The 12,786-nt window shown below is 58.7% G+C and carries 12 protein-coding genes; 3 read left to right on the top strand and 9 right to left on the bottom strand.

Features of this window, described 5'->3' with window-relative positions; all coding sequences use genetic code 11:
• Window positions 1-170 precede the first annotated feature (170 nt).
• Window positions 171-884: a GNAT family N-acetyltransferase gene (locus tag MMW58_RS21475; protein WP_241722057.1), complete on the top strand. Its 714-nt coding sequence runs from the start codon at window positions 171-173 to the stop codon at window positions 882-884.
• Between the two features lie 68 nt (window positions 885-952).
• Here MMW58_RS21475 and MMW58_RS21470 read toward each other — a convergent pair whose 3' ends face one another.
• The 8 genes from MMW58_RS21470 to MMW58_RS21435 all read right to left on the bottom strand — a co-directional run bounded on the left by MMW58_RS21470 (window position 953) and on the right by MMW58_RS21435 (window position 9,889).
• Complete coding sequence (locus tag MMW58_RS21470; protein WP_159236015.1) at window positions 953-1,738, bottom strand: SDR family oxidoreductase; 786 nt, start codon at window positions 1,736-1,738, stop codon at window positions 953-955.
• 93 nt (window positions 1,739-1,831) lie between these two features.
• The gene (locus MMW58_RS21465; RefSeq protein WP_133596723.1) at window positions 1,832-2,629 is read right to left on the bottom strand and encodes an SDR family oxidoreductase; all 798 of its coding nucleotides are present in this window, start codon (window positions 2,627-2,629) and stop codon (window positions 1,832-1,834) included.
• A gap of 66 nt (window positions 2,630-2,695) precedes the next feature.
• Complete coding sequence (locus tag MMW58_RS21460) at window positions 2,696-3,763, bottom strand: ABC transporter permease (RefSeq protein ID WP_045854402.1); 1,068 nt, start codon at window positions 3,761-3,763, stop codon at window positions 2,696-2,698.
• A 17-nt stretch (window positions 3,764-3,780) separates the two neighbouring features.
• Window positions 3,781-5,325 (bottom strand): sugar ABC transporter ATP-binding protein, encoded by a 1,545-nt coding sequence (locus tag MMW58_RS21455; protein ID WP_241722056.1) that lies wholly within the window; start codon window positions 5,323-5,325, stop codon window positions 3,781-3,783.
• 1 nt (window position 5,326) lies between these two features.
• Window positions 5,327-5,947, bottom strand: a complete 621-nt coding sequence (locus MMW58_RS21450) for a DUF2291 family protein (protein WP_133596725.1) — start codon at window positions 5,945-5,947, stop codon at window positions 5,327-5,329.
• A gap of 43 nt (window positions 5,948-5,990) precedes the next feature.
• Window positions 5,991-6,926 (bottom strand): D-ribose ABC transporter substrate-binding protein, encoded by a 936-nt coding sequence (locus MMW58_RS21445; RefSeq protein WP_045854405.1) that lies wholly within the window; start codon window positions 6,924-6,926, stop codon window positions 5,991-5,993.
• Between the two features lie 132 nt (window positions 6,927-7,058).
• A complete protein-coding gene (locus MMW58_RS21440; RefSeq protein ID WP_241722055.1) occupies window positions 7,059-8,579 on the bottom strand; it encodes an FGGY family carbohydrate kinase in 1,521 nt (506 codons plus the stop codon).
• 359 nt (window positions 8,580-8,938) lie between these two features.
• A complete protein-coding gene (locus tag MMW58_RS21435) occupies window positions 8,939-9,889 on the bottom strand; it encodes a sugar-binding transcriptional regulator (protein WP_076944882.1) in 951 nt (316 codons plus the stop codon).
• 463 nt (window positions 9,890-10,352) lie between these two features.
• On the opposite strand from MMW58_RS21435, the gene MMW58_RS21430 reads away from it, so the two are divergent.
• The gene (locus tag MMW58_RS21430; protein WP_241722054.1) at window positions 10,353-11,183 is read left to right on the top strand and encodes a transketolase; all 831 of its coding nucleotides are present in this window, start codon (window positions 10,353-10,355) and stop codon (window positions 11,181-11,183) included.
• A complete protein-coding gene (locus MMW58_RS21425) occupies window positions 11,176-12,111 on the top strand; it encodes a transketolase family protein (protein WP_241722053.1) in 936 nt (311 codons plus the stop codon). The genes MMW58_RS21430 and MMW58_RS21425 overlap by 8 nt, the downstream gene beginning before the upstream one ends.
• Window positions 12,112-12,141: 30 nt before the next feature.
• Here MMW58_RS21425 and entD read toward each other — a convergent pair whose 3' ends face one another.
• The gene (entD, locus tag MMW58_RS21420; protein WP_159236021.1) at window positions 12,142-12,771 is read right to left on the bottom strand and encodes an enterobactin synthase subunit EntD; all 630 of its coding nucleotides are present in this window, start codon (window positions 12,769-12,771) and stop codon (window positions 12,142-12,144) included.
• Window positions 12,772-12,786 lie beyond the last annotated feature (15 nt).

Here is a 12,786-nt window from a genome sequence, read left to right as displayed (position 1 = left end):
CGCTAAATTAGGCCCCTTCACCAAAGGCGTAAAGTCAAAATGCGGATAAGCTTATGCTTAAAAAGCATAATCAATATCATCGGGCGATGAGTGAAAAGTTACGCCGCCGGCTTTCTGCGCGCCGCGCTTCTTGATATAACAATTTGATCACAATTTAACGGAACGTGAAAATGCCGGAAATCAATCAGTATGGCCAGCAGGTGAACGATGTGGTCGTTGGCTGGCAGGGCGCCAGCGTGCTAAAGCGCAGCGCGTTAACGGGACGCTATTGCCGGCTTGAGCCGCTGGATACCCGGCGACACGCCGCCGATCTGTTTGCCGCCTACGCCCTGGGCGACGGCAGCGACTGGACCTGGCTTGCCAGCACGCGCCCCGAAACCGTTGAGGCTACCGCGCACTGGGTGGCAGGCAAAGTCGGCGACGACGCGCTGGTCCCCTTTGCGGTTATCGATCTCGGCTCAGGCCAGGCGGTGGGGCTGGTGAGCTTTATGGCGATTGAGCAGGCGATGGGCTCGGTGGAGATCGGCCACGTCACCTGGTCGCGAAAGATGAAAAATACCCCGCTGGGCACCGAGGCGGTTTGGCTGCTGCTGAAGTACGCGTTTGCCGCCGGCTACCGGCGCCTGGAGTGGAAGTGCGACTCGATGAATATCGCCTCCCGCCGGGCCGCCGAGCGGCTGGGTTTTACCTGGGAGGGACGCCTGCGCCAGAAGATGGTGCGCAAGGCGCGCAGCCGCGACAGCGACATGCTGTCGATTATCGACGGCGAATGGCCGCAGCGCGACGCCGAACTGCGGGCGTGGCTGGCGGCGGACAACTTCGATGCCGAGGGGCGGCAGATAAAGCGGCTGGATGAGTTCCGGGAAGCAATCTCCCCCGCCTGAATAACCGGAGGGGGAGGCGCGTAGCGGGCGGCGTCAAAGGGCTGACGCGGTCGAAGAGGCGGCGTGGTTTACCAGCAGATAAATCCACCGTCGACCACCAGGTCGACGCCGGTGCAGAATGACGCGGCGTCGCTGGCGAGGAACAGCGCCGGGCCCGCCATCTCCTCAACTTTCGCCATCCGCTGAATCGGCGTCTGGCTTTCGAATTCGCGGGTCTGATGGACCATCTCCGGGCGGGTGTTCATCGGCGTGGCGGTATAGCCGGGGCTGATGGAGTTCACGCGGATCCCCTTGCCGACCCACTCCATCGCCAGGCTTTTTGACAGATGGATGACGCCCGCTTTAGAGCTGTTGTAATGCGCCTGCTCAAGGCCGCGGTTAACGATAATGCCGGACATGGAGGCGATATTAATGATCGAGCCGCCGCCGGATTCCAGCATCAGCTCCGCCTCGGCTTTACAGGAGTTCCACACCCCGGTGAGGTTGATATCAATCACCCGCTGCCACTGCTCGGTTTCCATCTCCAGGGCCGGGTTGGCGTTGGCGATACCGGCGGCGTTCACGGCGATATCCAGGCGGCCGAAGCGGCTTTTCGCCAGCGCGACGGCGGCGCGGAGATCGCCGAGCTGGCGCACGTCCCCGGTATACAGGCAGGCCTGGCCGCCGATGGCTTCGATGTTATTCACGGTCTCGGTGAGGCCGCCGTCTTCCCGCAGATCGAAGCACAGGACCCGCGCACCGGCGCTGGCCAGCCCGTAAGCAATGGTCTGGCCGATCCCGCTGCCCGCGCCGGTGACGAAGGCGACGCGTCCCTGTAGATTAAACAGCTGTTGAGCAAAATCTTTGGCGATCATAGTCGTTACTCTGTTAATGAATATTCCGTGGCCCGGCGCGGTATCCGGACCATCCGTAGTGAAGCCTCGCTGCCCGACATTCCCCCGCGGGGATCAGGACATAATCAGGCCGCCGTCGATGTTAATCGTTTGTCCGGTGAGGTAGCGCGCGTCGTCGGAGGCGAGAAACGCCACCAGCCCGGCGACATCTTCCGGTTTCCCCGCGCGCTTCATTGGAATACCTTCAACCCACTCCGCCATCAGCTCGCCTTTGGCGTAGCGCTTGCTATCGCTGCTGAGGATTTCTCCCCACACGCGGTCGTTGTAGTCCCACATTTCGCTCTCGATAATCCCGGGGCAGAAGGCGTTAACGGTGATATTCCACGGCGCCAGCTCGTGGGCGAGGCTTTGGGTGATCCCGATCACGCCCATCTTGCTGGCGGCGTAGTGCGGGGTGTAGATAAAGCCCTGGCGGCCCTGGCCCGAAGAGGTATTAATCAGGCTGCCGTGGTTCTGCTTGACCATGTACTTAGCCGCTTCGCGGCAGCACAGCCAGACGCCGGTGGTGTTGACCGCCAGCACCTTCTCAAAATCGGCCTTTGGCATACGGTCGAAGTAGTCGATAGTGATTACCCCGGCATTTTGAATGGAGACGTCAATGGTGCCAAAGCGCGCGGCGGCCTGCTCATACAGAGACTGAACCTGGGCCTCGTCGGTGACGTCGACCTCGAGGGAGAGAATCTCCGCCTGGTAGCGCTGGCGCAGGGTTTCCGCGGTTTCATGGACGCGAGCGGCGTTAGAGACCATCACCAGCCTGGCGCCATCGCGCGCAAAGCGCTCGGCGATCCCCGCGCCAATGCCGCGGCAGGCTCCGGTAATAACAATCGTTTTGTTGTGAAAATTTCTGTTCATATTAGTTTCCCTTTAGCGAGGCCGGGCGGGCGACGCCCGGCGCAATGAGTGTTGTCCGTCGGCGTATTAGCTGGAGGCGGCGCCGCCGGGCAGCGCTGCGGCCTGCTTCTCTTCGTGACGACGCATCAGGATGACTTTGTTCTGCAGCTTTTGCTGGAACTGGTCAACGACGACGGCGGTCACAATGACCACGCCTTTAATGACCATCTGCCAGAAATCGCTGACCCCCATCATGACCATGCCGTCGGCGAGGAACACGATAACGAAGGCACCAATAATCGAGCCGGTGACCCGACCCCGGCCGCCCGCCAGCGCCGTGCCGCCGAGCACGGTGGCGCCGATGGCGTCCATTTCAAACATGTTGCCGGTCATCGGGTGGGCGGTTTGCAGCTGGGAGGCGACGATCAGCCCAACGAAGGCGGCGCAGAGGCCGGAGAAGGCGTAGACGAAGATCTTCGCCTTCACGATAGGCACCCCGGCGAGGCGCGCCGCGGACTCGTTGCCGCCGATCGCGTAGATGTAGCGACCCAGCGGCGTTTTGGTCGTCAGCCAGTAGCCGAGCACGAGGAAGGCGATCATCAGCCAGATGGGCAGATAAATCCCGAGCACGGTGCCGGAGCCGAGGATCGAGAAGCCGGTATTCCCCAGCGCTTCCATGCCGTTGAGGTTAGGGTAGGTGCTGCCGTCGTTAAACAGCAGCGCAGAGCCGCGGGCGACGTACATCATGCCGAGCGTGCAGATAAAAGGCGCCACGCCAAAGCGGGTGATCACGGCGCCGTTAATAAAGCCGACCAGGATGCCAAAAATGGCCACGCAGAGGATCACTTCGGGGACGTTAAAGAAGATAACGCTGCCGTTCCACAGGGGCAGCCCGTTGGTCAGCAGGGCGCCGGCGACCATGCCGCAGATCCCGGCGACGGCTCCGACCGAGAGGTCGATACCGCCGGTGAGGATCACCAGCGTCATCCCAATGGCCAGCAGGCCGGTAATCGCCACGTGCTGGGTCATGATCAGCAGGTTAGAGGCGGTCAGGAAATTCGGTACCATCACGCTGAAGAATGCAATAACCAGCAGCAGAGCGATAAACGTTCTGGCCTTCAGCAGGTACATATAAATCATATATTTCTGGTTCATGATGGTTTCCAGCCTGATTAATCTTGGGGTGTTGAAGCCGCGATAAGCTTTTCGCGGGTAACCGCATGGCGCGGCAAATCGGCGGTAATACGGCCATCGGCCATCACCAGAATGCGGTCGGCCAGGGCCATAACCTCATCCAGCTCCGAGGAGGAGAACATGACGGCCAGCCCCTGATGCGCCATTTTGCCGATCAGGTGATAGACGTCCGTTTTAGCGCCGACGTCAATCCCGCGGGTGGGTTCATCGAGGAACACCACCTGCGGCTGCGTCATCAGCGCTTTACCCAGCACGACCTTCTGCTGGTTGCCGCCGCTCAGGGAGGTAATGGGCAGCTCGGGGTCGCTGACCTTGATGGCGAGCTGGCGGATCATCTCCTTCACGCTGGCGCTCTCTTTCTGCGGATTCAGCCACTTCCACGCCCGTCTAAAGCCCTGCAGGCTAAAGTCAGAGAGCGTCATGTTGGACTGAATGGACATCATCTGCACCACGCCTTCGCCCTGGCGGTCTTCCGGTACCAGCGCCAGCCCCTTTTTTAAGCGGGTTTGAAAGTGGGCTTTGCCGATATTCTCGCCGTTGAGATGGACGCTGCCGGTCTGGCAGGTCATCAGGCCGATCAGCCCCTTAAACAGCTCGGTGCGCCCGGCGCCCAGCAGGCCATAGATGCCGATGACTTCGCCTTTATTGAGCGTGAAGGTCACGTCGTTAAGCTTGTAGCCGCCGCTGTGATGCAGCGCGGTCAGGCCCTCGACGGCAAGCACCGCCTCGCCCTGCGGCGCCGGCTGATAGTCGAAGTGCTTTTTCTTATCCCCGACCATCTGCTCAATGATCCAGGGAATGCTGGCGTCGCCGACGGTGCGTTCGCTGATAAAGCGGCCGTCGCGGAAAATAGTGATGTGGTCGCCAATCTCCATCAGCTCTTCCAGGCGATGGGAGATATAAATAATGGTGACGCCGCGTCGTTTTAGCTGCTCAATAACGTTAAACAGGACCTTAACTTCCGACTGGCTGAGTGCCGAAGTGGGCTCATCCATAATCAGCACCCGGGTATCCTTTGACAGCGCGCGGGCGATTTCCACCAGCTGCTGATGGCCGATCCCCAGCTCGCCCAGCGGGGTGTAGGGGTCGACATCAAGCTCCAGTCTTTCCAGCAGCGATTTCGCCAGTTCGTACTGATATTTTTCGTTAATTCGGCCTTTCTGGAAAAATTCGTTAGCCATGAAAATATTATCCATGACGTTCATATTGGGGAATAAATTAAGCTCCTGGAAAATAATGCTGATCCCCTGACGTTCGGCCTGGTGAGTTGAGCTTAATGAAACTTCGGCACCGTCGAGAATAATCTGTCCGGAGGAGGGCGTTTCGACACCGGCAAGCATTTTCATCATGGTGGATTTACCCGCACCATTTTCTCCGATCAGAACGTTTACTTTATTTCGATATACCCGGTAATTAACGTTATCTAAGGCGATAACCCCCGGATAAACGCGGGACAGCTCGCGCGTTTCGATAATAACTTCAGATTCGACTGGTTGGGGAGCGACGATGGGTTGCGACGGCATCTTATTGTCCTCCGGAGCGTACGATTTTTGCTGGCGTAATGTCGGGAACCGTTTGCGGAATATCCCAGGCGGAGAAGACGCCATATACCTGGATCGTTTCGCCGCTTTTTACCTGCGCGGTCTGGATCATTTTCAGCGCCTGTTCATTAATGGCCCGGCCGTATTCACCAAACAGCACCTGGTCATTAAAATCCTGATAGCTGGTGCCTTTATAGCCATCGCGCAGCTGGGTGCCGCGAAGCGTCGGGCCAATCTGCACCACTACCGGGCCGGCGGCGCTATCTGCAACCGTCATTTTGCCGCTGCGGGAGGTGGCGTCGATTTTGCCGATTTTACCCGCTACCGTGACGTAAAAAATGCACGGGTTCTCCTCCTGAGAGCGGTAGCCCAGAGCCTGACAGGCGCTGTCGAAATCTTTAGCGGCGCGCAGGGCGGCCATCAGTTCGCTGACCGGACGGGCCTGCGCCACAACCTGCGGCACGATGTTGTTCTGCCAGGTTTGATCGATATTTGCCATGTGCGGATTGGGCGGGGATTTAAGATCGGCTAGCTCCTGCTGGGAGACGATACGACAGCCCCCGAGAGTAAGAACGGCCAGTGCCAGCCAGGTTTTTTTGTACATATCACTCTCCTACGCGCCCCCGAAGGGGCGCAACAACCCGAACTCAGGATTTGATGTTGAAGTCCTGAACTTTATCTGCGTTATCTTTGGTTATCAGAATGCCGCGGAACATGACGCGCTGCTTGGCGGGCTTGACGCCTTTTTGCAGGTAGTTATCGAGGTCGGTAACGCCCTGCGCCGCAATCGACTGGGCCTGCAGCATCACGGTTGCCTGCAGCGTGCCGGCCTTGACCGCATCGCGCTCGTCGTTGCTGCCGTCGATGCCGACCACCACGACGTCAGTCCGGTTGGCCGCCTTGAGGGCGGCGATAGCGCCAAGGGCCACCGGTCCGTTGCCGCAGATCACGCCTTTGACGTCAGGATGGGCCTGCAGAATGCTGTCCATAATGCGCTTGCCGTCAATGAGCGTACCTTTGGCATCCTGTTTGGCGACGCTGACCATATCCGGGTACTGGTCAATAACCTGGTGGAATGATTTAGAGCGCGTGACGCAGTTATTATCCGCAAGGTTGCAGGTCAGTTCGGCGTATTTGCCTTTTTCCGCCATTTTCTCGACAAAAACGTTAGCCACTTCCGAACCGGCCTGGAAGTTATTATGCGTAATCTGTTCAAGGGCCACGTCGTCGACAGGAATTTCCCGGTTAATTAATACGATCGGAATACCCGCCTTTTTCGCTTTTTCAATCGCCGCGACGCTGGCGGTTGAGTCGGCGTTATCCAGAATAATGCCCTGAACTTTTTTACCGATGGCGGTATCAATCAGCTCGTTCTGTTTTTTTACATCTTCGCCATGAGACAGAATGGTTGTTTTATATCCGAGTTCTTTTGCTTTCTCGCTGGCCCCTTTGGCTTCAGAAGCGTAATACGGGTTATCCAGCGAGTTAACCATGATCATGATGGTGCCTTTTTCTACTGCCTGAGCAGTAAAAGAAAACGCGGTCAGGGTTGCAGCAGTTAAAAGCGTTAAACGTAATTTCATGACAATGTTCTCTCTGTGTTGTTATTGTCGGGTACGGTGAAACAACGTAAGGCCGGAAAGGCGGTTGTATGGGCCGGAATTCTCCTTCTGTTAGTGATTAAGGTTCGTCACCCGCGGATCCCCTGGTGGGCGTCAGGCGGACGTAGCCGGTTTCCATAATGTTCTGTCCACCGCATGGCGCCACTCCTGCCATCTTGCCTGCAGGCGCTGGTGGCGGGCCATGTCGGGGCTAAATTCACCGTGTGCGGTTAAAAAGGCCGCCAGGTCGACCGGTTCATCGGGATTGAGCGCTTTGCGGGCAAGCAGGGCTGCGCCAATGGCCGAGAGCTCCGGCACGTCGCTGCGCATCACCGGGCAGCCCAGCAGATCGGCCTGGTACTGCATGAGCCAGTCGTTTTTGGTCGGTCCGCCGTCGACCATCAGCGCCGAGAGGCTGAAATCATCGTGCTGACGCATGGCGACCACCACATCGGCAATCTGGTAGGTGATGGATTCCAGCGCGGCGCGGATCAGGTGCGCGCGCTTAACGCCGCGGCTCAGCCCGCAAATCACGCCGCGGGCGCTATCGTCCCACCACGGCGCGCCAAGCCCGGTCAGCGCCGGCACAAAATAGACCCCCATCGTCGACGAAACCGAAGCGGGCAGGGTGTTCAGCTCGTGGGCCAGCTCGTCGGCGGAGAGCTCGCTCAGGCCGGTGCTGTCGGCCATCCACGCCACGGCATCGCCGGTGTGGGGAATATTCCCTTCCAGCCCGTAGGTGATGCGCTCGCCGTCGTGCCAGGCAATGGTGGTGGCCAGCGCGTCAATGTCGCACTGGGCTGATTTAACCGGCGCCATCACCGATGAGCCGGTGCCGTAGGTGGCCTTCACGCACCCGAGTTCCCCCAGCGCATGGCCAAAAAGCGCGGCGTGGGAGTCGCCGACCATCGACATGATCGGAATGCCGTCAGGGATCGCCGCGAGCCCGCGGGTGTAGCCAAACAGCCCGCTGGAAGGCTTAATCTCCGCCAGCGCGGCGCGGGGGATCTGGAACAGCGCCAGCATGTCGTCGTCCCACTGCCCGCTCTGCAGATTGAGCAGCTGGGTGCGCGCGGCGTTGGAGTAGTCGCAGCAGAAGGCGTCGCCGTGGGTTAAGTTCCACAGCAGCCAGCTATCGATGGTGCCGAGGCAGATCTCGCCGCGTTCGGCGAGAAGGCGACCCTCGGGGATCGACTCCAGCAGCCAGCGCATTTTGGAGGCGGAAAACAGGGGCGCAATCGGCAGCCCGGTGGTGGTTTTAATCTGCTGCTCTTTGCCCGCATGGCGCAGCTCGTCGCAAAACGCGGCGCTGCGGGTGCATTGCCAGGTGATGGCGGCGTTAACCGGCTTCCCGCTGTGGCGATACCAGCCGATGGCGGTTTCCCGCTGGTTGCTGATGGCGAGTGCGGCCACGTTATCCGCGCCAACGTGCTCAACCGCTTTGGCAATCACCGCGAGGGAGGCCTCGATCAGCGTCTCGCCGGATTGCTCTACCCAGCCGTCGCGCGGGGTTTGAATCGCCAGGGGCTGTGAAAACTTGACAATAACGTTGCCGCGGCCGTCGAGCACGACCGCTTTGGCGTTGGTCGTCCCCTCGTCGAGCGCAATAATGAACTCTTGCTGTGTTGCCGGCATTAGATAGTCTCCTGAGTCACACTGCGTCCTGGCGCTGAGGGGCGAACATTCCTCGCTATCGCGTTGCGACTGAGCAGGCCATGATGTGACATTTCGTTATCACTTTTTTAATCACTGAATATATATTCGATAGTGATTATTTATTTAATACCTTAGCCAGAAACTTTCCCCGGGGCTAGAGGGAAAGTTATCAATTGTGCTGGCAATCACACTTATCTGAATGGATAAATGCCTGGAGGGCAAAGGAGGCGAGCGCGGAGATATTCGATCAGCATATTGAAATATAACTGTTTATTTCGCACGCCTCGGCATCTGAAGGGGGGGCGCAAAGGCATGCAAAAAAGATATCTGATGGAAAATTAGCCGGTGACCAGCAGCCTCGCGGTCGGGTAATCGGTGATTAAAACGTCGATATAGCCGCCGGAGAGGGCGCCTTTGATCGCCGCAACCTTATCGCTACCGCCGGCCAGCGCCACGACGTTGGGGCATTTTTTTACTTTTTCCAGCGCCATGCCGATAACAGGATCTTCATCATCGCTTAACACGGCCCGGCCCTTTTTGTCGTAGTAGTGCAGGCAGATATCCCCCACCGCGCCGCGCTCGGCCAGCACCTGCAGCATATCTTCGTGGTAGTAGTTACCTGACGTTTTCAGCAGCTGTGAGGGTTCGAGAATACCGATCCCGACGATGGCAATATCAACCTCGTCGAAGCGTGAAACCACGTCGGCGACGTCCTGGCTGGCGATGAGGCGGTTTTTCTCCGCCATCGAGCCCTCAATGCTCTGCGAAGGAAGCAGCCAGGCCTGACAGTTAAGATGCTGGGCGAGCGTCTGGGTCAGGATGGTGGCCTGGACGTTGCCGTTCGGTCCGACGCCGCCGAGCAGCTGGATGACTCCGCTGGCCTTTAAGTTCTGCGCGTGAACCTCATCGACCATCGCTCTGATGGTCGAGCTCCATGAGGAGACGCCGATCAGATCTTTCGGCCGCAGGCGGGTTTCCAGATAGTGGGCCGCAGCGGATCCAATCGCGCGCTTGAGGGTGTGATCGCTGGCATCCTCTTCGGTATCGACGACGATAGCCTGCTTAATTCCGTAGCGATCTTCGATGCCTTTTTCGAGGTTGAGAAAAATATTCGAGGGCTGAACGACGCTAATTTTTACCACCCCTTCTTTCTGGCAGCGGGTGATGGCGCGGGAGACAAATGACTGGGAGAGCGAAAGAAGTTGTGCAATGTCGGACTGCTTTCGTCCTTCAAGATAGTAAAGCGTGGCAATCTTAACTAACAGCCTTTGTTCATCCTGCTTAGCCATATATATCCCCGAAAATCATTAACGTACATCCATTATGTTATACCCGTCATGCCAAAACCGCATGTCTGTTGGCGCCGCGCGTTAACCGCGCCAGCCCTCTGCCTGAGCAGACTGCAGGGCGAATAATTCAGGGTATAGAGGCTTTTATCATACGTGAAAAAGAAAGAGAACTAAGTGTGATGAAACTCTAACTTTTATCAATCCTCAAAATCAGCGGTGGACAAAAACAAAACAGTCACGGCATAATTGAATAAAGAATCATTATTGAATATATATTCATGGTGATATCAAGTCAACTGAAAACTTATCCAGGCACAGACGGGCCTGATAGTTAAGGAGGCAGAATGTTCCTGAGTATGATGCAGCGGCGGAAGCCTGATGATGCGCTGCCTGGGGATGTCTGGTTTTTTTAGTCCCTGACGGAATAAATATTCCAAGTTGAAATTAAATTCAGAGGTATTAAATGAATCCCTATAGCTACGATGTCCAGGCTCTTGAGCGTCAAGCTCGCGCGGTACGCCGCCACATTATCAGATTGAATGCCAACAGCCCCGCCGGGGGGCATACCGGCGCCGACCTGTCGCAGGTAGAGCTCCTGACCGCGCTCTACTTCCGCGAGCTGAACGTCTCCCCGGAGCAGATTGCCGACCCCGAGCGGGATATTTACATCCAGTCTAAAGGCCACGCGGTAGGGTGCTACTACTGCGTGCTGGCGGAAGCCGGCTTTTTCCCGGTCGAATGGCTGGCGACCTATCAGCACGCGAACTCGCATCTTCCCGGCCACCCGGTTCGTCAAAAAACCCCCGGCATCGAGCTGAATACCGGCGCGTTGGGCCACGGTTTGCCGGTTGCGGTGGGGCTGGCGCTGGCGGCGAAAAAGAGCAACAGCCGCCGCCGCATCTTTTTAATTACCGGCGATGGCGAGCTGGCCGAGGGCAGCAACTGGGAGGCGGCGCTGGCTGCGGCGCACTACGAGCTCGATAACCTGATTATTATCAACGATAAAAACAACCTGCAGCTCGCCGGGCCGACCCGCGAGATTATGAATACCGACCCGCTTGCCGATAAGTGGAAAGCGTTTGGCATGACCGTGACCGAGTGTCAGGGAAACGATATGGCCTCAGTGGTGGCGGCTCTGGAAGGGCTGCCGCAGGCGGGTAAACCTAACGTTATTATTGCCAATACCACAAAAGGCGCCGGTATTTCCTTTATCCAGGGGCGTCCGGAATGGCACCACCGGGTACCGAAAGGCGAAGAGATTGAACTGGCACTGGAGGAACTGAAAGATGAGTAATGCAGAACACCTGGCGAGCGTAATGGTGCAGGCGTTTATTGACGCGGTAGAAAGCGGCGTCGATCTGGTGCCGGTCGTTGCTGATTCCACCTCGACGGCGAAAATTGCGCCCTTTATTAAACAATTCCCCGGCCGTCTGGTTAACGTCGGGATTGCCGAGCAAAGCATGGTCGGCATGGCGGCCGGGCTGGCGCTGGGCGGGAAAGTTGCGGTGACCTGTAACGCCGCGCCCTTCCTGATTTCGCGCGCCAATGAGCAGATCAAAGTTGACGTCTGCTACAACAACACCAACGTTAAGCTGTTCGGCCTCAACGCCGGGGCCAGCTACGGCCCGCTGGCGAGCACCCATCACTCTATTGACGACCTTGCCGTGATGCGTGGGTTCGGCAATATCCAGATCTTTGCCCCCTCTACGCCGCGCGAGTGCCGGCAGATAATCGACTACGCCATCCAGCATCAGGGGCCGGTCTATATCCGCCTGGACGGCAAGGCGCTGCCGGAGCTGCACGACGAGAGCTACCGCTTTGTGCCCGGGGCGGTGATTACCCTGCGCGAAGGCCGGGATATTGCGCTGGTTGCGACGGGCTCGACGGTGCATGAAATCGTTGACGCTGCGGAGCTGCTGGCCGAGCAGGGCATTGAAGCGAAGGTGGTGAGCGTTCCGTCGATTCGCCCTTGCGACACTCAGGCGCTGCTGGCGGCGCTGCAGGGCTGCCGCGCGGTCATTACGGTTGAAGAGCACAACGTCAATGGCGGACTTGGCAGCCTGGTTGCCGAAGTGCTGGCCGAAGGCGGCGCCGCCATTCCCCTGAAGCGCCTGGGGATCCCGGACGGCGAGTACGCGGCGGCGGCGGACCGCGGCTGGCTTCGTCAGCACCACGGTTTCGATGCGCCGGCGATCGCGGCACTGGCCCGGACGCTGGGCTAACCGTAGCGCTAAAAACCCGTGCGGGTGGCGCTATTTGCGCTTCCCGCAGAGGGTGATGACCCGCGCGTCGCTTTGCAGCCAGTGAACCTCAACGCTCTCATCATCAATTTGCATCCGCAGCATTCCCTCCTTTATAGACGTTATCCGCATGCGCAGAAAATCCATCCCGCTCTGACGGGGAAGGGGGAGCGCCTTAAACCCGCTCTCTTTCGCCGAGAACGCCAGCGTCAGCGCCAGCGCAAAGGGCAGGCCGCTGGCCGCCAGCAGCGGTTTTTCCGCGGCGCTGATAATGCTGCTTTCGAGCTCCGCCGCCAGCGCCGGGGTAAAGCGCCGCTCAATATCAATCCCTATCGGGTAAGAGGAGACCACCGCCAGGGCGCTGTTTTCACAGTGGCTGATGCTGCCGAACCACGGCGCGGGCCACAGCGGCTGGCGCTGCTCGCCGGGCGGCGGCGGCACTTTTTCGCCAACTTCGCGCAGGGCGTGCACGGCGGCGATGCGCCCGGCAAGGTGTTCGGTCTGGCGCTTGCGGCCGCCTGCGGCGAGCAGGGCGTGATGGGGCAGCCACAGCAGATCCGCGGGCTGGAAGCTGGCAGGGTCGAAATCAATCCGCTGAAGCAGATGGCCGGCAAGGAGAAGCGTGCTGTGACGTGTGTGCATGAAAGGATGTTAACC

This window comes from Klebsiella sp. HC6 (assembly GCF_022605325.1).
GTDB classification, from domain to species: domain Bacteria; phylum Pseudomonadota; class Gammaproteobacteria; order Enterobacterales; family Enterobacteriaceae; genus Klebsiella; species Klebsiella terrigena.
This window is presented reverse-complemented; position numbering and strand designations above follow the sequence as displayed.